Origin of the sequence: Anaerolactibacter massiliensis, from assembly GCF_900290205.1 — a bacterium.
Lineage (GTDB): Bacteria > Bacillota_I > Bacilli_A > Erysipelotrichales > Erysipelotrichaceae > Bulleidia > Bulleidia intestinalis.
The window spans coordinates 1,418,834-1,440,552 of the sequence record NZ_OLMH01000002.1 but is presented as its reverse complement, the minus strand read 5'-3'; the positions used below and the strand labels follow the sequence as shown (position 1 = coordinate 1,440,552).

Genomic DNA, 21,719 nt, shown 5'->3' with positions numbered 1-21,719 from the left:
GATCATGAAATACCAACCTCAGAAACTTGTGAATGCACAAGGAAAGATGTGGCACATCGGCCTGGGTGAACACGACATTGCAAAGCACGTGATTCTTCCTGGCGATCCGGATCGCTGCAAGCTGATTGCTGCCCAGTTTGATGAGCAGAGACTGGCCGGGGTGTCGAGAGGTAACCCTGCTTATACCGGCACGAAGGACGGCGTCGGAGTTTCCGTGATGTCCACCGGCATGGGCTGCATGGCGATGGCAATCTGCGTCGAGGAACTCAAGGAGATCGGCGCAAAGACCCTGATCCGCTTAGGCACCGGAGGGTGTCTGCAGAGAGATATTCCGCCGGGATCGTTCATCATCGGCACGGCAGCGGTCCGCGGGGACGGCTGCACAAAGGAATATATCGATGAGAGCTATCCGGCTGTAGCTGATCTGGATGTGGTGCTGGCATTAAGAGAATCATGCCGGGAATTCGGCGTGACTCCTTATACCGGCATTCTACGCAGTCATGATGCATTCTATATGGAAAGTCCTGGCGCACATGAAGGACTTGAAGAACGGGTACAGAAGTGGACGGATGCCCATGTGCTTGCCCTGGAGAATGAGAGTTCTGCGCTGTTTGTGGTTTCTTCTCTTCTGGGCGGGTTAAGGGCTGGAACGATTCTTCTGACTGGTCAGAATATCTATGACAGCTATGGAAAGATGACGACTTCAAGCACTCCGGACTATCCGGAAAAAGTAGATCTGCTCTCCAAGATCACCTTGCGGGCAATTGAGAAGATCGACCGCCTGCCGGATCTGAACGCTTCCTGTAACATTTAAGTGTGACAGGAACCATGATTCTGAGGAAATACCCGCTTCCGCAGGATATTGTGGCGGCAGGGATTGACGGCATCCTGAAGGTGTGGAGCGATAACAAAGTGCGGGGGCAGGCAGAAGAAGAGCAGAGAAATTGTACGAAGCCGCGAAGAACAGTATTGGCAGGAAAGAGGCCTCAAAATCCGCAAGAATGGAATTGACGGATCTTCTGAATGATCTGGAGACGTGCGGATCAAGAGTGGATCGAATCATGGAAGAAGTAACTGATCTGCTGTGGCAGATTCCGAACACCAGAGAACTGTTCAGGATCTCTGGGGTTGGACCGATCTCAGTACTGACGTTTGTAGCTGAGGTCGGAGATATCAGCAGAATCAAGGATGCCAAGGCTCTTCAGAAGCTGGCTGGACTTGCGATCGCGGCCGACAGCTCCGACAAACATAACGGAGAGAGCGGGATCAGCTATCGGGGGCGCAAGAGATTAAGGTGGTGCGTCTATCAGCTGGCAATATCACTGATAAGTCGAAACAGAGATTCTGCGGCAATCCATGCATACTACACGACGCGTAAAGAGAATCCGTTAAAGAAGATGCAGTCGCTGATTGCGGTTGGCTGTAAAGCATTGAAAGTTTTCTATAAGATTCTGACAACGGGAATTCCATATGATGGTCAGAAGATGACGGCAGACATTATTCGTCCATCTGCAGCGTAAGAATCAAAGAATGATGTCACAGGCAGATCTGAGTGCCTGAAGCTCAGACATTGAGATCTGCCTTGTGATCGACGGATTATAAGGCAGTTCAGCATTACCGATAAGCCATGACAGGCCAGCGTCCGCTGCGCAAGCAGTGCTGTCAGGGCAAGTCAGCAGATTCAGAAAGACAAAGTACAAGCCAGCGGTCGGCAGATATATTATCCTTGGGACATGATCTCGTAATTAAACTTAGCCGACGCCCAGGTTATGGACAAGCGGAACGAAGGAAGCTGGGACCTGCGCAGTATGCAGTGATCCTGGCAGACACGGGAGGTTCGCCGCCATAGAAGCGATGGGAGAACAAGTGCTGTTTATTGAAGAAATAAGACGTTCTTGTTTTCAACGAACCCGTTCTTCTATGATTTCGCATTCAATGCAGGAAATGATCGATCCATAACCACGGCAAGTACTTTGAGGTACATCCAAAAAAGCTTTATTTCAAGCCAAAATGGTCTTGACTTAATAGGGAGGACATTCTGCTCTCCTGCCACCTGATGGACCAGAAGGAAGTCAGTGCCGTTCTGGACCCGAAACGGATGACCAAACCAGGGATCAAAGGCCTCGGAAAACTCCGGGAAATGAGAAGCGAAAGAATCGGAAATCTCCGGAAGAATGCTCACCGGAAACACAGGAAGATCGAAGAATAAGACAAGAAAAAGCCGTATGATTATACGGCTTTTTCATATTGCACATGGTGCGCTCGGTGGGAGTCGAACCCATGACCCTCAGATTCGGAATCTGATACTCTATCCAACTGAGCTACGAGCGCATTGCCTTTATATATTATCATATTTGACTATAATAATCACATGAATAAAAAACTGATTGTATGCGACATCGACGATACGATTCTTCCCCCTGGGAAAGATCGTATTTCAGAACGCCTGAAGAAAGATTTTGACAGCGCACTTGCAAAAGGCAATAAGATCCTGATCAACAGCGGCCGGCACTACCGTTTTCTGCCGCCGTCATTCTTTGAGGATCTGCCGATGGAATACATCGCCTGCATCAACGGTGGATGTCTGACCGATCGGAATGGCAATGTTCTGGAACGCCATCCGATGAGTGAAGAACAGATGAATCTGATCACGGAAATCTGTGAGAAGAATGACATCGGCCTCGGCTTCAAGTTCGAGGATACGGTCGTAACTTATGCGAATTATCAGAAGTTCATTGAAGGATACTGCGGCAATAACCGGAGACTGCGGTCGCTGGTGCTCAATGATGACGAGAAGCGCACGCATCATCTGAAGGCCGGACTGCCGCTCGGCACATTTCTGATCGGAGATGAGCACATCATCTCTTCCTTTGCCGGCCGGATTCCGGAGCTCGTCTTTGCCTGGTCGTATCATGATGGCTATGATGTGTTTCTGAAGACGGTCAATAAGGCAACGACCATTCCAGCTGTGCTGAAAGCATATGGCATGACCTGGGACGATGTGATTGCCTTCGGCGATGCTGGCAATGATAGGCCGATGCTGGAAAAGGCAGGAATCGGGGTTGCGATGGGCAACGCCAAAGACGATGTGAAGAGCGCAGCAGACCTGGTGGCAGATACGTGCGTCAATGACGGCGTCGCCAAGGTACTGGAAGAAATGAAACTTGCATAAGAGGGGGAGAACATTTATGACACTGGAAGAAATGAAGCAGAAGTTTCAGGACTGGAAGTTTGCAGCATCTGCCTATCAGATGGCAATCACGATCATCAGCATCGACAAGCTCACGGTAGCTCCGCCTGCCGGCGCAGCTTACCGCGATGCCAGAGAAGCCTATCTTTCCGGAGAGCTGTTCTCGATGGAGACAGATCCGGCCATTGCTGAGCTGTTCAGAAATCTTCTGGCTTCGGATGGGCTGACGGATACCGAACGCAGAGAGATTGAACTATATCAGAAGGAGATGAATCACATTCTCTCCATTCCGAAAGAGGAATATGTTTCTTTCCGGGCCCTTCAGAACAAGGCTTATGATGTCTGGCATCAGGCAAAGCTCAATTCCAGCTATGCGGAATTCGAACCGGTGCTTAAGGAGATGATTGCGGCCAAGAAGAGTCTCTATTCCTATCGCAGCAGCACGGAATCGGTTTACAACCAGATGCTTGATGACTTCGAGCCAGGCATGAATATGGAGAAGTATGATGCCTTCTTCAGCCAGGTGAAAGAGCGTCTCGTGCCGCTGATTCAGAAAGTCGCTGCCTCCAGGCAGCCGGATACTTCGTTTCTGCATCTCCATTATCCGGCAGATATCCAGAAGAAGTTCACCGAGGAAGTATTGCTGCCGTATCTTGGCTTCACGCATGACTGGGGCTACCAGAACGAAACGGAACATCCGTTTACGGACTTCACCTGCGAGAACGACTGCCGCACGACGACAAAGTATCTGGAAGACAATGTGGTCTCCAGCATCTTTTCCACGATTCATGAGACCGGCCATGCCTGGTATATGCATGATGTGGATCCTGCCTATGACGGATCGATTCTGAGTTTCGGCATCTCCAGTGCAATGCATGAAAGCCAGTCCCGCTTCTGCGAGAACTATCTCGGCCGCAGCACTTCCTTCTGGGAAGCCCTGTATCCGAAGCTCCAGGAATACTTCCCGGAACAGCTCGGCAATGTGACTCTGGATGCCTTCATGAAGGCCGTCAACGCTTCAGAGCCTTCTCTGGTACGCACCGAAGCAGATGAGCTGACCTATCCGCTGCATATCCTTGTCCGCTATGAGATCGAGAAATATCTGTTTGCAGAGAATGGCTCCGTCGATCATCTGGATGAGCTCTGGAATGCGAAGATGAAGGAATACCTCGGAGTTGATGTTTCGAACGATCAGGAAGGAATCCTGCAGGATGTTCACTGGTCTTCCGGCGACTTCGGCTATTTCCCGACGTATGCCTTAGGCAGTGCGTTCGGCGCACAGTTCTTTGCGGCAATGAAGAAAGACCTCGATGTCGATGAATGCCTGCGCAGCGGCAATTACCGTACGTGCATGAACTGGCTGAAGACGCATATCCACCAGTACGGATGCCGGTATGACGCCCCGGAAATCATGAAGATGGCGACCGGAGAGGAATTCCATCCGGAATACTATCTGGATTATCTCGAAGAGAAATATTCGAAGCTGTACGAGCTGGACTGAGGAAAGACAATGAAGGAACTGGAAGAACGGATTCTGAAAGACGGCAGAGTACTGCCTGGCAATATCCTGAAAGCAGACAGTTTTCTGAATCATCAGATTGACCCGGACCTGATGCAGAGAATCGGTGAGACCTTTGCCGATCACTTCCGCAGCCAGGGCATCACGAAGGTTCTGACCATCGAGGCAAGCGGCATCGCGCCGGCCCTGATGGCGGCATGTGCCCTGCATGTGCCGATGGTCTTTGCCAAGAAACATGGCGCCCATAACATCGGAAACGACTTCTATACCGCTTCCGTGCATTCCTATACGTATGATTCGGATTATACGATCATTGTCAGCAGTTCCTATCTTTCTTCTTCGGATCGTGTTCTGATCATCGATGACTTCCTCGCTAACGGCCAGGCGGTCCATGGCCTGCTCGACATCTGCAAGAAAGCAGGTGCTTCTGCATCTGGCATCGGCATCTGCATCGAGAAGGGCTTTCAGCCAGGAGGCGCAGAGCTGCGTGCACTGGGCTATGATGTCATGAGCCTTGCCATCGTGGAATCCATGGAAGGCGGAACGATCATCTTCCGATAATCCCTTCAGGCTGGAAAGACCCGTTCCGTATTCTTTTCGGAAGACTTCTTCTGGTGCAGCAAGGTCCTGCAGACAAGATCTGTATCTCTACAGATTTCTTCGCCATACGATTCCACGAAGTTGCAGATGGCTTCTTCATCCATCGTTTCCGGAATCATCCCCGAAGAAAATAAGGCCATATGCGTCAGTCATGACGCAAGGTCCTGCGGACAAGCTCTTCCGGCAGATCCGTGCGTATATAAGCACACGTACGATCAAAATAAGTAATTCCGAAAGTATATTCTGATTCTTTTCCGAGCAGGTTCTGATCGCTGCTGTCGGTTCCGATAATATTCCAGGTAAGGTGGTTGATCTGAAGTTTCATGCAGACCTCCTTCTGATTCCGGAGTATATCGGAGGAAAACGCAGAAAACCGATGAAAGTCCTGAAACATTGTCAATTACCCCGTCCCGTAAAGGGCCGAGGCTTGTGACTGCCTCCACCAGTACAAGCGTGCTCATATAAGCCTCCTGGTTTCTGCTAGCGAGGATTATACCTCCTGTGGCGTCACATCGCCGGATGATTGACAACACCCGTTTGATAGCGCTCCGGTATACCGAAGCCTTAGCTTAATTTACTGATACTGATTCCGCAGGCTCGATCAGCTTAATCTTATCGAACTGCGGATTTTCATTTCCGCTGACCCAGAGCGTGCCAAGCGTGTAGATGTTCATTGCCCCGATACGATCGTCGTTGCTGGTATAGCCACATTGCCTGCACCTGTATAAGTGTTCGCTGTGATCACGGTTTCCCTTTACGACAGCACCGCATCTCGGACAGCGCTGAGAAGTGTACTGCGGGTTTACCTTCAGCACACTGGAGCCAGATTCATTTGCCTTATACGTCAGCTTTGTTTCAAGGTCATAGAATGACCAGTTCCGCAGGTCGTGTGTCTGCTTTGCGCCGTGCATGTTTTCTTCTTCAAAAGATACACCGGTTAGATCTTCCAGTACAAACAATGTTCCCGGACCGTATCGCCGGACGAGTGCCTTACTGATGCAGTGATTGACATCACTCATCCAACGGTTCTCTCGCCCGGAAATACTTGCCAGTCTGCGTTTGGCTGACCGTGTTCCTTTCGCCTGAAGCTGTGCACGTACAGCGTCAAATTTATCACGTTTGCGTAAAATCTCTTTGCCACTGAAAAACTGTGTTTTCTGCTGTTCGTCATAGACAGATGCCAGAAATCTAAGACCTCTGTCAATGCCCACAACATGCTTCACATCACCTCTTTCAAATTCATCAACGTTCTTTGTTATGGAAATATGCAGATACCAGATGCCATTCAGTTCCACAAGTTTCGCTGTGCCAAGCGTCCAGCTACTGTCAAAGAATCTCTGCATGGATTCGGGCAGTACAAAATCGCATACAGCCCGCTTGCCGAGCGTGTTGATGGAGAGCTGAATGTGGCCGTCAATTTTGTTATGTACAAAACTGTAATCACGGTTCCGTACCAGATCGCACTGCGGGCGGTTGAACACAATTGGTTTCTGAAGCCATGTCATATCCCGATGAAAGCTGTAGTGTTTACCATCCGCGGTAAACCGGTACGGATTGTTTCTCATCTGCGTATCGACGGTCTGATATCTGGCAGTAACTGTTTTAATGCACGAGATAGCCATCTGTGCCTTTAGTCCAAACAGTTTACGCAGATCGTAATATACATGTTTCTGAACCTCATTGGAATTGATGCAGAAGTCATGCTGAAAGATCCATTCGGAGACAAAATTACATCCAAGCATATATTGATAAGCGGTCTGAAAAAACAGCAGATTAGTGCCACTCTCAGAAGTCAGACGTACTTTAATCGTTTCGCCAATCTGCATGTTGGACCTGCTCCTTTTCGTGAGAACACGATTTCACTATATAAATATTATATAATATTTATAGTGATAAGGTAAGCATATGAATAGCATTTATCAGCACCGATGGCATAACAAGAATCTGCTCATGGTACATCTGATCTTTGCGGCAAAGTATCGCAAAGCCTTACTGTTCGGCACGTTCAGAACTGACGTTAAGCAATACATGTTTGATGCTTGCATCGAACATCACTGGTATATCAGGCGTATGGAGACAGATAAGGATCACATCCATATTCTTCTGCAATATAATCCTATGGATAGTATCACTGGTATCGTTTCGGTGTTCAAACAATACAGCACATATCAGGCGTGGAAAAATCATGGGCATATGCTGAAAAAACATTACTGGAAAGAAAAAACGTTATGGTCAGATGGCTATTTTGCTGCATCGATAGGACAGGTATCTCAGGAAACCATTGAAAACTATATTGAGAATCAGGGCTAAACAACGTAAAACCGCCCCGTAAAGGGGTGTGGCTTCTACCGAATGACATTTTGTGAAGCTTGTGCATGAAAACGGGTTGCAGTACTAGTACTTTCTGAAATTATATTGACATAGATATACCGGATGTCACAATTCTTTTAAACTGAATACTGCAATGGCAGGATAGAGGCGCGATCTTTAAGAGCAGACCTGCAGGAAACGGCATGCGCAATTCTGAGTGCAGGGCAGAAAGGAAGGATCTCTGAAAACAGAAAACACCTGTATGACTGCTGCATAAGCGGAGAACAATCAGATTGCAGCCCTGGCAGGTATGCAATTCATGAAGCTGTCTTCTCATGCCTTTGCCGATGGCAGAAATGTTCTCGAAGAATCCTATATGATGGAAGCAGAACTAGGGATCATATTCAGTTTCTTTGTCAGTACGGGATCCATTGCCGGCATCTCGCTGGAAGAGAACATGATCTTCTCTCCAGGAAATCGGAGTCTCTGTTCCTTATAAGAAGAGAAGTCCTGTCCGTTTGCAGGATCCTGCATGAGCTTTGGAATACATGGTTTCAAAACTGCCTCGGCCAGGGAATATTCCCGGTATCCGGTATTCCATGAGAATGACTTCTTTGCGGCCCCATCTATCCTGCGGAATCCTTCTTCATCATAGAGATAGAACAGCGTCAGAAATGTTTCAGCAATTTCAAGGAGGGTCTTACCAGATCCGAACGGGTTCTTCATCCGCGTTCTCCTGATTCTGCGTCATGTATCCCGCACCTGTCCATTAAATCAGCGGCGGCGCATTCCCTGTTTATCGTGCATCAGCACCTAGGCGGGAGAGGTTCACTGGATGAACGGAAAAGAAACCTCAACAAGCTTCTTGCTGACTACAATATAGAAGAAGGAAGAACAGCACCTATGAAATCAGAAAGAACAGTCTGGAAATGTGAAGTATGCGGATATGAATCAGAAACTGCACATGCCCCGGAAGAGTGCCCGATGTGCCATCATCAGCAGTTTGCAATCGTGAAGAGATGGAAATGCCAGGTATGCGGTTTTGTGATCCGGGATACGAGGCCGCCGGAAGAATGCCCGATCTGTCATAAGGGTTCTGAAGCATTTGCAGAGATTCCGTCTCATCCGGAATTCTGAACAAGAAGGGAAAGCTTATGGAACAGCAGTCACTGTTTGACGACCGTCATGTCTCCGGCCCGCTTGCAGACCGCATGCGGCCGGAAACCATTGAGGAATATGTCGGCCAGGAACATCTGATCGGACCTGGAAAGATTCTGCGCAGGATGATTGACTGCGATCAGGTGCAGTCCATGATTCTGTGGGGACCTCCCGGCACCGGCAAGACCACATTGGCAAGAATCATCGCTTCTTCGACGAAGAGCTATTTCGTGAACTTCTCGGCTGTGACTTCCGGAATCAGAGAAATCAAGGAAGTGATGAACAAAGCCGAAGATGCCAGACGCATGGGTCAGAAGACCATCCTGTTTGTGGATGAGATCCATCGCTTCAACAAAGCCCAGCAGGATGCCTTTCTTCCGTATGTGGAACGAGGTTCCATCATCCTGATCGGAGCGACCACCGAGAATCCATCCTTTGAACTGAATAACGCTCTTCTCTCCCGCTGCAAGGTCTTCGTTCTGAATCCTCTGACCATGGAGAACCTGATTCAGATTCTGAAGAATGCACTGAATGATGAGAGGGGATTCGGCACCTGGGACGTCACAATCGATGACAGTCTGCTGGAACTGATTGCGGTCTATGCGGATGGCGATGCGAGAACAGCTCTGAATACGCTGGAACTTGCGGTCATGAACGGAACCGGTTCCGGCATGCAGTCGGTAGTTACCAGAGAAGTCATAGATCAGTGCATCCAGGGAAGAACTCTGCTGTATGACCGCAATGGCGAAGAGCACTACAATCTGATCTCCGCCCTTCATAAGTCGATGCGCAATTCGGATTCCGATGCGGCAGTCTACTGGCTGGCAAGGATGCTGGAGGCAGGGGAAGATCCCCTCTATGTCGCAAGGCGCATCGTGCGCTTTGCCTCAGAAGATATCGGCATGGCTGATTCCGGGGCACTCAATGTTGCGATCAATGCTTATCATGCGTGCCAGTTTCTCGGCATGCCGGAATGTTCCGTGCATCTGACACATGCGGTTGTCTACTGTTCGTTAGCGCCGAAGTCCAATGCACTGTATACGGCTTATACGAGTGCGGCTGCCGATGCGAAGAATATGGAAGCAGAACCGGTTCCGCTGCAATTACGCAATGCGGAAACCGGACTGATGAAAGATCTCGGCTATGGGAAAGGGTATGAATACGCCCACGACTACAAGGAACATCTTACCGGTCTTCAGTGTCTGCCGGATTCGCTGGAAGGAAAGCAGTACTATCAGCCTACCGATCAGGGACTCGAGAAGCGCGTGCAGGTAAGAAAAGCAGAGCTGGACCGCATGCGGGCAGAGCTGAGAGCGAAGGAGAAGCATAGTCATTGATCCTGTTACATCTCTGTGATACATTTTTGATGTCACAGAAAGGATGACAATGATATGACCTTATTTGAAAAGCTGAATGGCAGAAAAATGGATGTGAACTACGAGACCGGATATCATTTCGTGATTGAGGTTCTGGATGACCATAAGATCCGCTGGACCGCTCTCAGCAAGCGGGCAGAAGGTGCTCCTGCAGTGGAAGAAGAACCATACTCCTCCCTGGAGATTTCAGAAGGAGTTTATATGCTGAACTGGATCGAGGAATCCGGACTCGTTGTCTCTCAGATTGATGATCTGAACCATGGCAGAGTATATGCATTCATGACCTGGAACGATGAAACAGGTAGAGGAAAGCGCGGAGAACTTCAGCATAAAGGAGTGCTTACGCTGATTGACTGAAGAATGCAGCTTTAGACATAAAAACGAGTATGCTTTGTTCTTATCCGGAATACTGCATACTCGTTTTTTTGGCCTTACCTTCAGGGAAGCTGCTGCCTGATGGCCGCCAAAAGATAAAGACTAGAAAAAGCTCCTCCTGCAGAGACTGGTCCAGAACTGATACTCTGCAGGAAAGAGCTTCGATCAATGATCAGCAAGCTGTTTCGGATACCAGACCCAGCCAGGTACTTCTTTCCCTGCATCATTGTCATATTCAGCAACATGCTGATGGTCCTGTTCATGGACCATTTCTTTTCTGGCAATGAAATGTCCGCCGAAGGCATCCGGATCAGGAATCGGATCATCGCCTCTGCACATGCATTCATATGCTTCGGAAAGATCCAGACCGCTGATCTCCTTCACCGCTCTGAGGAAGTCTTCCGGTTCTGGATGTTTTTTCTTCAGAAGCTCCAGTTCGACATCGAGCAGCTTCTTCTTTCCATCGGTTGCTTTCTGAATTGCAGCATCGGTATTCGCAAGGAATAGAATGCCTCTGGCATACGGAACCCGCTGGCATCTGCGATCTGTCCAGTACCGTTTCCCGAGTTCTTCATTGGAAAGGTTATGCATCGGGTTCTTCCAGTAGGCACCAGCCTTGGAATTGATCACTTCTGCAGTCTTGGCAATGGAGCGGATTCCCATTTCCATCGGCACCATCGTGGAATAGTATTCTGCACTGCCTTCGACATACCAGGTTCCCTTTCCGGGCGGATCATCGATCATAGTCGGCCAGTTATGAACCATTTCATGCGCCAGCAGATCCTGCAGATCATCAAGGTCCACGCGGTCATCTTTCCCATATCCGTAGAGATAGGAACGGGTCAGGGCAGTTCCTCCATTTCCTGCAAAATGATTATGTCTGGCAAATACCCTGTAATCCTCTCCGGTATCATGGAACATGTCCGACATGACTTCGAACATCTTCGTGATCCGTTCCGCTCCTTCTTCGGCAGGGAAGGGCAGCGTATCAAACCAGTAGAACCCGGTCTTTCCATGCTCAGAGCTATTCACTTTTCCGCAGGCAAATACGGTCCATAAGAATTCACTGAACGTCAGATGCTTCTTTGCATGAAGATCAGAAGAGAACGTCCAGATTCCTCTGCATCCTTCCGGCAGCAGAGACAGATCCCAGGTCAGCGAAAGATCTGCCTCATCGTCCAGGCTTCCCGGATAGCACAGGAAGGTGGTTCCGGTGCCATTCACTCCGCCTTTCTCCGCAACCAGATCAAAATACGGACTCGAATGATAGTCTTCCGGCTGTACTCTCGGGAGAATCCGGTAGGATAACGTGATCTCTCCGGAAGTATCTCTTTCTGCAATCAGTCCTTCCGGATGAATGAAATTCATGATTGCAGGAAGAGGTTTTACTTCATACGGAACTTTTCCAAGCTCATCCTTCACCAGAAAGGTTCCTTCCGCCGGGCAGAACGGAATTGTGACCAGATCGTGGAAATAAGTGAATACCGTCTTTCCTTTTTTTGCCGGGCAATCCGTCCGGATCGTGACATCCAGAGCAGAAACCGTATCCTCTTTCCAGTACGGTTTTAACATCAGATCATAGAACATCAGCACTTTCTCCTCTAAAGATACCTGCAGAACCAGTCAATCATTGCGGAATAGTGATGAATCCTCAGATTCATCGGGCCACTCATCGGGAACGAATGGGTCATGCCAGGGTAAAGGATCATCTTCACAGGCTGATCCGGATGGGTTTCCTTCACCGCCGAAAACAGCTGATGCGCCTGCTCGACAGGACAGCGCATATCATTCATGCCATGCAGGATCAGGAACGGAATATCGATGTTCTCTGCATAGGAGACCGGAGATTTTTTCAGTTCGTCTTTTATGAAATCTTCGAAACTCTGATAATCCTTCGAGCTTCCGGACATATCGCTGGAAGCGTACTGGATCAGTTCATTCGCAATGCTGCGCTGCGTGACAGCAGCCTTGAATACCTTGCTGTGAGACGTGATCCAGTTCGTCATCCAGCCGCCGTAGCTTCCCCCGGTTACGCCTAAGCGCTTCTCATCGATCCAGGAATACTTCCTGCAGGCTTCACGGACAAACTGCAGGATATCCGTCATCGCTCTGCCATCATACGCAGCCTTCATGGATTCAAACGCTTCTCCGTAACCCGAAGAACCCCGGAAGTTCAGCAGAATCAGTCCTATGCCTGCACCAAGAATTGCCTGATGTTCATATGTCAGTGCATATCCCATCATCGGCGTAGGTCCGCCATGGATATAGACGACTGCAGGATATTTCTTTTCCGCATCATATTCCTGCGGATGGAATACCCAGCCCTGGATTTCCGCCTCTCCATCCAGAGAAGGAATCATCATCTCTTCCGGAGATACGAGAACCTCTTTCATCCATGGATTCTCATCCGTGAGTTTTTCCGGCTCCCATTCTGCACTTCCATTCATCATCGCTTCATCTGCCAGATACAGCTGAGGAACATCCGTGAAGTCTGTTCTGGAGAGCAGATACTTATTCCCGATCCGATGAATCGAACGATAGCAGGCCTGCTCATGAGAAACCTGCCTGATCTCTGCTTTATCAATGCAGGCATCAAAGAGATTCACTGCTCCATGCCATCCGGACAGGAAATAAAGATGCGTTCCGTCCGAACTTACCGCCGCAGTTTCTCTTGCCTGCATGCCGAGATTCTCCGCATTGTAGAGAAATGCCGTTGCCTCATGGCAAGGCGCTTTCTCATCCCAGAGAGACACGGATTCTTTCGTGCTGAAGTCATATCTCCATAATCTCGTCAATGGCATCCCGCCTGCCAGAGAAGGCGCGAGGGCACCGTAGATGATGGACTTTCCATCTTCGGTAATTACCGGCTGGAAAGCTGCGGGATACCATGCTACCCAGTTATCGCTGGTCAGTCTCGTGAGAACACCGCTCTTAAGATCTGCTTCATACAGATCCATTGCGATCGATTCTTCCTTCTTCCGCTCCCGGTTTGAAACGAAGAACAGCTTCGTGCTGTCAGCTGAGAAGACCGGCATCACATGATCCCGTTCTCCCTCAGATACCATCTTCAGTTCCCAGTTTTTCAGGTTCAGCACCCAGAGCGAGTGGAAATGCCCGGAAGAGAAACCTCCGTATTCATCATTTTTGTACCCGACATCCGTAATGGAAACGTACGGATGCTCCGCAGCCTTCAGAGCTTCCTGTTCTTTCTCTTCCTGGCTGAAGGGATGAGAAAGAGAAGCTTGATCACTTCCGGTTTCAGCAATGGACGTGAACGCTGCCAAGGATCCATCCGGCGAAAATACCGGACTGACAATGCCATACCGCATCTCTGTCAGCTGCGCAGAGTCCCCGGAAGAAAGATCCAGGTAGAAGAGCTGGAACGTCCCGTCTGCAGAATCGGTATAGTAAATGCCTGTCCCATCTGATGAGAAGTGCGGGTCCATTCCGGTTCCGAGAATCTCTTCTTCTCTAGTCCTCAGGTCTTTCCGGACCAGTTCATGAACTTCTTCGGCAGGAGGATCTGTATGGGTTCTCGTATAGACCAGCACGCTGCCATCTGAAGAAAGATCTCCGTTTCCTGCATAGCGGATCCGGTAATAATCAGATACAGAACTCTTCATGCATTTTCTCCCTTCAGATAGGTGCAGAACCAGTCTGCCATCTCTTTCAGATGGCCCATCTGGGCATACGTGTTTCCGCTCCTGGTCAGCTCATGGCATTCATGCAGAAACGCATCGAACTTCACCGGCACTTCCGGATTGCGGTCCTTCATGGCGATGAAGAACTGTTCTGCCTGTTCGAAGCTGCAGCGGTAGTCTTCCGTTCCATGCAGGATCAGCAGGGGAGTCTTCACCTGATCAATCCATTTCAGCGTCGTGGAATCTCCATTCAGCCGGCTCATCATAGATGCGTAAACACCCCGGAACGGATTCTCGAGAATCGAACCCATATCGCCGGTTCCGTACGAAGTCGTGCGGTTGCATAGATTGCGCTGCGTGACCGCCGCCGCAAACCGATTCGTATGACTGATGATGTAGTTCGTCATCCAGCCGCCGTAGCTTCCTCCCGTCACGCCGATCTTTTCCGGATCTGCGATTCCTCTTTCGATCGCATAGTCCGCAAACTTCAGAAGATCCTGATATGCGGTGCCATTCCAGGCACCTTCGCCATAGGAACGCCCGTAGCTGGTAGAACCATGCGGATCGCAATACAGCACCGCAAATCCTCTGGCTGCGAGGTACTGAAACTCAAACCACCAGTCAGCCGGATAGAAACATTCCGGTCCGCCATGAATGTCCAGCACTGCCGGATACCGTTTTCCTTCCTGATATCCATATGGCCGGATGATCCACCCATGCATCAGATCACTTTCCTTTGAAGAAGGAATCCATACCTCTTCCGGAATAGAAGTCTCTGTCTCTTCCATCCATTCATTGTGGCGAGCAAGCAGGTTCATCGAACCAGTCTCTGCATTGCAGAGATAAAGAGAGCCGATATGATTCGTCGTTCCGATGACCGCAAGGATTTCTTTTCCTCTGACATCCGCGCCCTGCACGCAGGCATGCGGAACAAAGAGTTTCGAGATCTTCTTCTCTCCTGCATCCAGATAGAACAGGCCGAAATCTCCTTTTTCAGCAGACAGAAACCAGATGCCATTTTCATAAATGCCGAAGCTGTTCCCCGGATCACCATATGCGGTATGACCTGCCGCAAACATTCCCGGCCCTTCAGAGGAAGCATTCTCATCCCAGCAGTATTTCTTCGTCCCATTTTCGGGATTCACGATCAGGAACGAAGCCCGCATCGAATCGCCGGTCTTCTCGTAAGCAGGGACGATGACATGATCCGGATCCAGGAATACCGCGGGACTGTCATCCAGCAGATATTCTTCCTTCGTCAGCAGCACTTCGCTTCCATCCGGATTCACTCTGGTCAGAGCAGCCTGCTTCTTCTGCCAGCCTCCGTTCGGATACGTATAGCAGAGCACATAGGAACCATCCGGAGAAAGCACCGGCTTCTTATAATCTTTTCCGGTATGAGTCAGAAGAGAAACCGTCCCGCTCTTAAGATCTGCAGATCCGATTTCCGTCTGATGACCGTCAGGAATGCCATGCGTCTCATCGAATTTATACATGATCTCTTCGACCTCAATCGGAGAAGCTGCTCTCTGTTTCCGAAGCATTTCCCGTTCTTCCCGGGAAATCGGCTTCAGCAGATCTGCTTCCGCTTCTTGCGGGAAGGTGACAGCTTCAAATAAGATCTGATCCCCGGCAAAGAAGAACCATGAAACCCCATGACGGCAATGCGTCAGTGCTTCCGGATCTTTTCCTGCTTCCATTCTGCAGAGCTGATCTGCTCCGCAGTTTTCCGGATCGCTGAGAAAGTAAAGAACGGTTCCTTCCTGATTCCAGCGGCCCATATGTCCGGATTCTTCAGAGAGCAGATGGCACGATTCATGACGATTCCATCGACCAAAGAGATGCGGCTCAAAGCCTCCGTCTTTCTTCACGGTATTCACGGTATAAGAAAGTGCACCGGTTTCAGAAAGCTGCGGATCAGAAAGGTATTCAATCTGCTTCAGATCCTCAATGGTCAGTCTCCGTTTCATCCTGCTTTCCTTTCTCTCTGCAGAAATTCCCGCAGATCTTGTTCCAGCTGCTCTGCAGACGCTTCACCGAGATACGGCATATGTCCGCTCTCATATTCCTTCAGAGTGATCTGATCAGGGTCGATGCAGCAATGCGCAGCGGTATAGCGCACATTGCCAGCCGGCGTGCAGAGATCATACAATCCCGTTCCGAAGAAGATCTTCAGAGAAGGGTTTCTTCTCGCTCCGTTCTCCAGAGATCCGAGCGGGGTATGCCGGCTGGTATAATCCCATGCCTCATTGAGATCAAAGCGGATCATATGATACGGCTTCTTCATGGAAAGCCCGTAATGTTCTGCCAACAGATTCATGCCTGAAACAAACGCGGAGGAATATCTGCCCATGGCAGGATCATCTGCGACCGGATCCGTATTGCCCGGGAAGGGGAATGTCCCCGGAGCAGGTTTTCCTTTCATCAGATATCTTCCGTCATACGTTCCGACGGTATATCCTTTCACGCAATTCTCAGCAAAATCTTCTGCTGTGATGATAAGCCGCTTCTCAGCAAGCACTCCGGAAGAGATTCCGGTGAATCCGGAAAGGATCTCTGCATCCTGGTTCATCCTGCTTTCCTCAAGAGTATTTCCGGCAAACAGGGAGGTCAGATATTGCGGCACATAAGCCCATGCTTCTTCAGCAGCCTTGTGCGGATCTTTTCCGGTATGGTATGCGTGAATGGCCGCGTCGCTCATCAGGCGAAGCGCACTCTCTTCAACCGGCGCATGTCCTAGGGCAGCACCGGTGGAAATCACCGATCCGAGCAGAATGATCCCGGTCGGAGATAAGCCTCCGAGTTCCTGGGTGATGGCAAACGGCCCGCCCATCAGGGCATCCATGACTGCTGGCATGCGCAGCGTGCCATAGCTCTCTCCGGCAAGATAGATCTGACTCTGCAGGGCACCATGGTTTCTTCTCCAGGCATCGATGAACTTTGCGATGATTGCCGCATCGCCGTCAATGCTTTCGTATTCTTTCAGCTGACTTCCGGTTTCTGAATATCCGGTTCCCGGGGGATCGATGAGCACAATATTCGCAAGATCGAGAAGACAATGCGGATTTCCTTCCAGACGGAAGGGCGGAATGATATCCGGCTTCAGCGCATCCTCCAGATGAATCCGCCAGGGACCGAAAAATCCGAGATTCTGCCAGGCGGAGGCAGAACCAGGACCGCCGTTTGTGATGAAGAGAGTCGGATTCTCTTTTCCGGACACAAAGGAATACGCGGTGATCTCACCGCCGTCTTCCAGTTCTGCACAGTCATAGCTGAACTGAAAAACCGTTTTCTTTCCATAAACCGGAATGTTTTCCTCGGTTTCGTGAGTGATGGAATAATTCTTCAGATTCATGCGGATAACTCCTTCTTGCAGAGCTTTCCGTTCTGCATGACCATCTTCACATGCGAAGCATCGGCGAGACATAAGATGTCTTCCATCGGATTTCCGTCGACGATGACGATGTCAGCCAGTTTGCCTGCTTCGAGGCTTCCGGTTTCGTAATCATTCCGCATGACCTTTGCAGCGTTGATCGTGCCGGCATGAATTGCCTCCATCGGCGTCATGCCGGCACGCGTCATCGCTTCGAACTCTTTGCCATTCTGCAGGTAAGGCGTGTTTATTGAATTGGAATAATCGGTTCCTAACGCAATCAGGACGCCGGCTTTCCGGGCCATGGCAATGGTCTTCTTATTCGCCTCGGCACAAGCTAGTGCCTTCTGATGCACATAGGGAGGAAGACCAGGGATATTCGCAACCCCGAGCGACACACTCAGCGTCGATACCAGCGGAATATGCTTTTCTGCCATCAGATCAATCTCGCGCTGAGTCAGGAAAACGCCGTGCTCAATGCACTCGACGCCAGCCAGGATTGCCTGATATGCACCCTCATATCCAGTGCAGTGCGCAGTCACATACGTATGATGACGATGTGCTTCGTCTACCATCGCTTTCAGCTCCTCGGGAGAAAACTGCACATCATCGATCCGGTCGGTAGGGGAAGATACGCCTCCGGTTGCACAGATCTTGATGAATTTCGCACCCATGCGGAACTGTTCCCGCACTGCTCTGACACAGCCATCGGGACCATCGCAGAGCTGACTGAGATGATCGCTCTGATTGAACTGTTCCGGAGTCATCTGGGGAGCCATATCCACATGACCGCTCGTGATCGATAGAACCTTGCCGCCCGGCATGATCTTAGGACCCCGGATGATGCCGCGCTCAACGCCTCTGGAAACATAGATGCCGGCTTCACTCATATCCCGGAGACTCGTGAATCCTGCATCCAGCAGGAGTCCTGCTTGATAGACTGCTCCTACAATCTGATCTCCGAACATCTTTCCGTCCGCATAATCGCCTGCATCCTCTTCGCCAGTCAGATGGGCATGCACGTCGATGAAGCCTGGAAGGATCGTTCCTTCTCCGGCATCCAGAACTGCTCCGGAACATTCCGGAGCTGTCTCAGAAGGACCTGCAAATACGATCCGATCGTCTTTCACGATCACGGTGCCATGCGCAATGACTTCGTCTGATGCCGCAGTAATCAGCCGGCCTTTCAGAATATATTCACTCATTTCTTCCTCCCTGAACAATGAAAATATGCTTTCATTTTGTGAAAACAGTATATCACAAGGAACTTGTCCATAAGCCGGAATCCACAGGGAATGAACCCTTCCGGAATTAACGCAGAACCTGTATTTTCCATTGCTTATCAGCAGTTCTGCCTGAATGAAAGAAAAAAAGAAATTCTTTCATGATATTGAAAAAGCCGTTGCATGCCAGCGGCGATGAGCATAGAATTGAACTAACTCAGGGAGGGAAACTATGAGGAAGAAAAGAATTGCCGCGGTGCTTGCGTTCTGCACGGTGCTTGCAGGCTGCGGGACTTACACGCAGGAAGGAGGGGAGAGCAGTGCTGCCGCTTCTTCTTCCGCATCAGAAGGAGCAGGTTCCTCGGAGATTGATGAATTCACCTTCATCGCGACCGAGCCGACCAGTCTGAATATGGTCACTTCGCAGACGGACCTGGATAATTTTGCGTTCTATCTGACTCAGGAAATGCTGTTCCGTCCGTACCAGGGCGTTTATCAGAACGAAGTCTGCGACAGCTATGAGATTTCTGATGATCACCTGACCTATACCTATCACCTGAAGGAGACGAGCTGGCCGGATGGAACGCCGATCACCGCATCTGATTTTGCCTATTATCTGCTTGCTCAGCTGGATCCGGCCAATGGCTCCGGCAATGCAAGCGATCTGATTGAACGCTATGGCTTCGTGAACGCTGCTGCCTTCAACAATGGCGAATGCACGGCAGATGACGTCGGCATCAAGGCGCTGGATGATCTGACTCTGCAGCTGACCCTGGAATCTCCGAAGGCGGAATTCGAAGGAAACAACATCAGGGTCTATCCGCTGTCAAAGACATTCTTTGAGTCCCAGGGACAGGCTTACGGCGGAACCCTGGAAAATTATGAAAGCTCTGGACCATACCTGCTGACGGACTGGACCATCGGCTCAAGCCTCACTTATGAGAAGAACGAGAACTGGCTCTATTCCGACGAGCAGTTCCCGGCAAAGAAGGTCATTGAAATCAGCAGCACCGACAGCAATACTTCGGTTGCGATGTTTGAGAACAATGAAGCTCAGGCCATGTACAACGTCAATGTCAATTATGTGGATGAACTCAAGGACTATCTGATCTATACCTCCGGCTCAGCGCTTCGCTGCGTGCAGCTGAATACAACCGGGCAGGGCGATGCGGCAAAGGCTGCGCTTCTTTCCAACAGGAACTTCCGCCTGGCCCTGAGCTATGCGCTGAACCGCACGGCAATCAACCAGGCAGTCGACAAGTCGGTAAATCCGACCAGCTCCTTCTTCAATTCGCCGATTCCAGGAAACAAAGAAGACTCTCTGTTCTGCGAAGATTATCTGATGCAGAATGAAGTGCCGGTCGATGGCGATGCAGAGCAGGCCGTGAAGTATCTGAACGCTGCTCTGGAAGAGCTTGGCTACAGCTCTGTCGATGATCTTCCGACGCTGACTTATCTGACATTTGACAGTGATAACTATCGGATCATGGCTGAAACGATCACGGATCAGTGGAGCCAGGTGCTCGGACTGAATAATATCGAGATCAATCTGCAGCCGATCCCGAATGCGATCCAGCTGATGTGCACCCTGCAGTATGATATCTACTATACCTCGCTCGGCACCGGGTCCTCTCCGTTTGATTTCCTTGCATACTGGATCACGGATGGCTCTGCCAACAATCCGGCCGGGGTCGGCAATATCTTCTCGAACGAAGAATATGATTCCCTGGTCCGCGAAGGATCCCAGGAATTCGACCGCACGAAGCGGATGGCACTGTATGCGCAGGCGGCTCAGATCCTGACCGATGAGCTGCCGCTGATTCCGATCAATACCAATGGCAACTACTATGCAGTGTCCCACGAATACAGCAACTTCATTCTTTCGAGTATTGATGATGCAATTGAAATCAATTATCTGAAGAAGAACTGAAGGACCGCTCAGGGACAATTCTGAGACATAAAATAGAAGGAAGGGGAAATGCAGCCGGCATCCGCGGCTGCATTTCCTTAGAAGGGACCTGAATGAAACGATATATTCTGTACCGGCTGATCATTTCGGTGGTCACCATATGGGTCATTGTGACCGTATGCTTCTTCCTGCTGCATCTGCTGCCAGGAAACCCGTTTGCCTCCACGAAGATTCTGAAGGCGGAAACAGTGGCGAAGATGATGGCATATTATGGGCTGGACAAGCCTGTCTGGCAGCAGTATCTGACGTATCTCGGCAATCTTCTGCATGGCGATTTCGGATATTCGATCAAATATACCGGCCGCAGCGTGAACTACATCATCTCCACAACTTTCCCGGTGAGCGCGCAGCTCGGCATGCAGGCACTGCTCTTCGGTATTCCGGTGGGCATGATTCTCGGCATCATTTCTGCCAAGCATCGCGGCCAGGCTGCGGATACCGTCATCAATGTCTTCGTGATCCTGTGCATTGCCGTTCCTTCGTTCATCATCGCTGCTCTGCTTCAGTATTTCTTTGCTGTGAAATTGCACTGGTTTCCGGTCTCCCAATGGAAGAGCTTCCGGCATACCATTCTTCCGACCATCTGCCTCTCGCTTGGCACAATTGCCGGCTATGCCCGTTCCATGCGCACGCTGATGCTGGAAGTCGACCGACAGGACTATCTCAAGACGGCCAAGGCAAAGGGCTTGAGCCCCTGGAAAGTTACGGTGTTTCATCAGATCCGCAATGCCATCATTCCGCTGATCACCGGCATCGGCACCGAGATTGCAGGGATGCTCTTAGGCTCTTATGTCATCGAGAAGATCTTCTCCATTCCAGGCATGGGAAGCTATTTCGTAGACAGCGTCATTTCCCTGGATTATACGATGGTGATGGGATTGGTGATCTTCCAGGCGATCATCGTGGTCAGCGCCAACTTCATCGTTGACCTGCTTTACGGCATTGTGGATCCTCGTATCCGCGTCGCATGAGAGGAGGTTTCTGA

Annotated in this window: 19 protein-coding genes and 1 tRNA gene; 11 read left to right on the top strand and 9 right to left on the bottom strand. The window is 50.1% G+C overall.

Annotated features, from left to right (window positions below; all coding sequences use genetic code 11):
* Window positions 1-4 precede the first annotated feature (4 nt).
* Window positions 5-814 carry a nucleoside phosphorylase gene (locus C7E00_RS10410; RefSeq protein WP_105304225.1) on the top strand — a complete coding sequence of 270 codons (810 nt, stop codon included), beginning with the start codon at window positions 5-7 and terminating at the stop codon, window positions 812-814.
* A gap of 187 nt (window positions 815-1,001) precedes the next feature.
* A complete protein-coding gene (locus tag C7E00_RS10400; RefSeq protein WP_105304223.1) occupies window positions 1,002-1,520 on the top strand; it encodes a transposase in 519 nt (172 codons plus the stop codon).
* 734 nt (window positions 1,521-2,254) lie between these two features.
* On the opposite strand, the gene C7E00_RS10395 is transcribed toward C7E00_RS10400, so the two are convergent.
* Window positions 2,255-2,331, bottom strand: a tRNA-Arg gene (locus tag C7E00_RS10395).
* A gap of 40 nt (window positions 2,332-2,371) precedes the next feature.
* Between C7E00_RS10395 and C7E00_RS10390 the strand changes: the two genes are divergently transcribed.
* The 3 genes from C7E00_RS10390 to C7E00_RS10380 are packed head-to-tail and all read left to right on the top strand — an operon-like array spanning window position 2,372 to window position 5,270.
* Entirely contained in the window at window positions 2,372-3,172 is an 801-nt protein-coding gene (locus tag C7E00_RS10390) for an HAD family hydrolase (RefSeq protein ID WP_105304222.1), read from the top strand.
* Between the two features lie 16 nt (window positions 3,173-3,188).
* Complete coding sequence (locus C7E00_RS10385; protein ID WP_105304221.1) at window positions 3,189-4,691, top strand: carboxypeptidase M32; 1,503 nt, start codon at window positions 3,189-3,191, stop codon at window positions 4,689-4,691.
* A gap of 9 nt (window positions 4,692-4,700) precedes the next feature.
* Window positions 4,701-5,270, top strand: coding sequence for a xanthine phosphoribosyltransferase (locus C7E00_RS10380; protein WP_105304220.1), 570 nt, complete (start codon window positions 4,701-4,703; stop codon window positions 5,268-5,270).
* A 184-nt stretch (window positions 5,271-5,454) separates the two neighbouring features.
* Here the strand turns inward: C7E00_RS10380 and C7E00_RS10375 are convergent, their stop codons facing one another.
* Together C7E00_RS10375 and C7E00_RS10370 are read right to left on the bottom strand one after the other, a co-directional pair.
* Complete coding sequence (locus C7E00_RS10375; RefSeq protein ID WP_135358210.1) at window positions 5,455-5,634, bottom strand: hypothetical protein; 180 nt, start codon at window positions 5,632-5,634, stop codon at window positions 5,455-5,457.
* Window positions 5,635-5,878: 244 nt separating this feature from the next.
* Entirely contained in the window at window positions 5,879-7,135 is a 1,257-nt protein-coding gene (locus tag C7E00_RS10370; protein WP_105304218.1) for an RNA-guided endonuclease TnpB family protein, read from the bottom strand.
* Window positions 7,136-7,214: 79 nt separating this feature from the next.
* Between C7E00_RS10370 and tnpA the strand changes: the two genes are divergently transcribed.
* Window positions 7,215-7,619 (top strand): IS200/IS605 family transposase, encoded by a 405-nt coding sequence (gene tnpA / locus C7E00_RS10365; RefSeq protein ID WP_105304217.1) that lies wholly within the window; start codon window positions 7,215-7,217, stop codon window positions 7,617-7,619.
* Between the two features lie 372 nt (window positions 7,620-7,991).
* Here tnpA and C7E00_RS10360 read toward each other — a convergent pair whose 3' ends face one another.
* Entirely contained in the window at window positions 7,992-8,345 is a 354-nt protein-coding gene (locus C7E00_RS10360) for a hypothetical protein (protein ID WP_105304216.1), read from the bottom strand.
* 177 nt (window positions 8,346-8,522) lie between these two features.
* On the opposite strand from C7E00_RS10360, the gene C7E00_RS10355 reads away from it, so the two are divergent.
* The 3 genes from C7E00_RS10355 to C7E00_RS10345 are packed head-to-tail and all read left to right on the top strand — an operon-like array spanning window position 8,523 to window position 10,510.
* The gene (locus tag C7E00_RS10355; protein WP_105304215.1) at window positions 8,523-8,756 is read left to right on the top strand and encodes a rubredoxin-like domain-containing protein; all 234 of its coding nucleotides are present in this window, start codon (window positions 8,523-8,525) and stop codon (window positions 8,754-8,756) included.
* Window positions 8,757-8,773: 17 nt separating this feature from the next.
* Complete coding sequence (locus tag C7E00_RS10350; RefSeq protein WP_105304214.1) at window positions 8,774-10,114, top strand: replication-associated recombination protein A; 1,341 nt, start codon at window positions 8,774-8,776, stop codon at window positions 10,112-10,114.
* Between the two features lie 54 nt (window positions 10,115-10,168).
* Window positions 10,169-10,510: a MoaF-related domain-containing protein gene (locus tag C7E00_RS10345; protein WP_105304213.1), complete on the top strand. Its 342-nt coding sequence runs from the start codon at window positions 10,169-10,171 to the stop codon at window positions 10,508-10,510.
* Window positions 10,511-10,693: 183 nt separating this feature from the next.
* On the opposite strand, the gene C7E00_RS10340 is transcribed toward C7E00_RS10345, so the two are convergent.
* From C7E00_RS10340 to C7E00_RS10320, 5 genes are read right to left on the bottom strand one after another with little or no spacing between them, the layout of a single operon-like run.
* Window positions 10,694-12,115 (bottom strand): hypothetical protein, encoded by a 1,422-nt coding sequence (locus C7E00_RS10340; protein ID WP_105304212.1) that lies wholly within the window; start codon window positions 12,113-12,115, stop codon window positions 10,694-10,696.
* 14 nt (window positions 12,116-12,129) lie between these two features.
* On the bottom strand, window positions 12,130-14,151 hold the full coding sequence (locus tag C7E00_RS10335; RefSeq protein ID WP_105304211.1) for a S9 family peptidase: 2,022 nt from the start codon (window positions 14,149-14,151) through the stop codon (window positions 12,130-12,132).
* Entirely contained in the window at window positions 14,148-16,139 is a 1,992-nt protein-coding gene (locus C7E00_RS10330) for a S9 family peptidase (protein ID WP_105304210.1), read from the bottom strand. The genes C7E00_RS10335 and C7E00_RS10330 overlap by 4 nt, the downstream gene beginning before the upstream one ends.
* A complete protein-coding gene (locus C7E00_RS10325) occupies window positions 16,136-17,524 on the bottom strand; it encodes a S10 family serine carboxypeptidase-like protein (RefSeq protein WP_167836556.1) in 1,389 nt (462 codons plus the stop codon). Before C7E00_RS10325 ends, C7E00_RS10330 begins: the two co-directional genes overlap by 4 nt.
* A complete protein-coding gene (locus tag C7E00_RS10320; protein ID WP_105304928.1) occupies window positions 17,521-18,747 on the bottom strand; it encodes a metal-dependent hydrolase family protein in 1,227 nt (408 codons plus the stop codon). The genes C7E00_RS10325 and C7E00_RS10320 overlap by 4 nt, the downstream gene beginning before the upstream one ends.
* A 250-nt stretch (window positions 18,748-18,997) precedes the next feature.
* Here C7E00_RS10320 and C7E00_RS10315 point away from each other — a divergent pair, with 250 nt between their 5' ends.
* Together C7E00_RS10315 and C7E00_RS10310 are read left to right on the top strand one after the other, a co-directional pair.
* Complete coding sequence (locus C7E00_RS10315) at window positions 18,998-20,695, top strand: peptide ABC transporter substrate-binding protein (protein ID WP_105304208.1); 1,698 nt, start codon at window positions 18,998-19,000, stop codon at window positions 20,693-20,695.
* A gap of 92 nt (window positions 20,696-20,787) precedes the next feature.
* The gene (locus C7E00_RS10310) at window positions 20,788-21,705 is read left to right on the top strand and encodes an ABC transporter permease (protein WP_105304207.1); all 918 of its coding nucleotides are present in this window, start codon (window positions 20,788-20,790) and stop codon (window positions 21,703-21,705) included.
* The last annotated feature ends 14 nt before the right edge of the window (window positions 21,706-21,719 follow it).

Excerpts from the sequence above, each read along its gene's own strand:
- C7E00_RS10380 (WP_105304220.1), top strand. The coding sequence starts at position 4,701 with ATGAAGGAACTGGAAGAACGGATTCTGAAAGACGGCAGAGTACTGCCT.
- C7E00_RS10315 (WP_105304208.1), top strand. The coding sequence starts at position 18,998 with ATGAGGAAGAAAAGAATTGCCGCGGTGCTTGCGTTCTGCACGGTGCTT.
- tnpA (WP_105304217.1), top strand. The coding sequence starts at position 7,215 with ATGAATAGCATTTATCAGCACCGATGGCATAACAAGAATCTGCTCATG.
- C7E00_RS10400 (WP_105304223.1), top strand. The coding sequence starts at position 1,002 with ATGGAATTGACGGATCTTCTGAATGATCTGGAGACGTGCGGATCAAGA.
- C7E00_RS10370 (WP_105304218.1), bottom strand. The coding sequence starts at position 7,135 with ATGCAGATTGGCGAAACGATTAAAGTACGTCTGACTTCTGAGAGTGGC.
- C7E00_RS10410 (WP_105304225.1), top strand. The coding sequence starts at position 5 with ATGAAATACCAACCTCAGAAACTTGTGAATGCACAAGGAAAGATGTGG.
- C7E00_RS10390 (WP_105304222.1), top strand. The coding sequence starts at position 2,372 with ATGAATAAAAAACTGATTGTATGCGACATCGACGATACGATTCTTCCC.
- C7E00_RS10320 (WP_105304928.1), bottom strand. The coding sequence starts at position 18,747 with ATGAGTGAATATATTCTGAAAGGCCGGCTGATTACTGCGGCATCAGAC.
- C7E00_RS10340 (WP_105304212.1), bottom strand. The coding sequence starts at position 12,115 with ATGTTCTATGATCTGATGTTAAAACCGTACTGGAAAGAGGATACGGTT.
- C7E00_RS10355 (WP_105304215.1), top strand. The coding sequence starts at position 8,523 with ATGAAATCAGAAAGAACAGTCTGGAAATGTGAAGTATGCGGATATGAA.
- C7E00_RS10310 (WP_105304207.1), top strand. The coding sequence starts at position 20,788 with ATGAAACGATATATTCTGTACCGGCTGATCATTTCGGTGGTCACCATA.
- C7E00_RS10360 (WP_105304216.1), bottom strand. The coding sequence starts at position 8,345 with ATGAAGAACCCGTTCGGATCTGGTAAGACCCTCCTTGAAATTGCTGAA.
- C7E00_RS10375 (WP_135358210.1), bottom strand. The coding sequence starts at position 5,634 with ATGAAACTTCAGATCAACCACCTTACCTGGAATATTATCGGAACCGAC.
- C7E00_RS10325 (WP_167836556.1), bottom strand. The coding sequence starts at position 17,524 with ATGAATCTGAAGAATTATTCCATCACTCACGAAACCGAGGAAAACATT.
- C7E00_RS10330 (WP_105304210.1), bottom strand. The coding sequence starts at position 16,139 with ATGAAACGGAGACTGACCATTGAGGATCTGAAGCAGATTGAATACCTT.
- C7E00_RS10345 (WP_105304213.1), top strand. The coding sequence starts at position 10,169 with ATGACCTTATTTGAAAAGCTGAATGGCAGAAAAATGGATGTGAACTAC.
- C7E00_RS10335 (WP_105304211.1), bottom strand. The coding sequence starts at position 14,151 with ATGAAGAGTTCTGTATCTGATTATTACCGGATCCGCTATGCAGGAAAC.
- C7E00_RS10350 (WP_105304214.1), top strand. The coding sequence starts at position 8,774 with ATGGAACAGCAGTCACTGTTTGACGACCGTCATGTCTCCGGCCCGCTT.
- C7E00_RS10385 (WP_105304221.1), top strand. The coding sequence starts at position 3,189 with ATGACACTGGAAGAAATGAAGCAGAAGTTTCAGGACTGGAAGTTTGCA.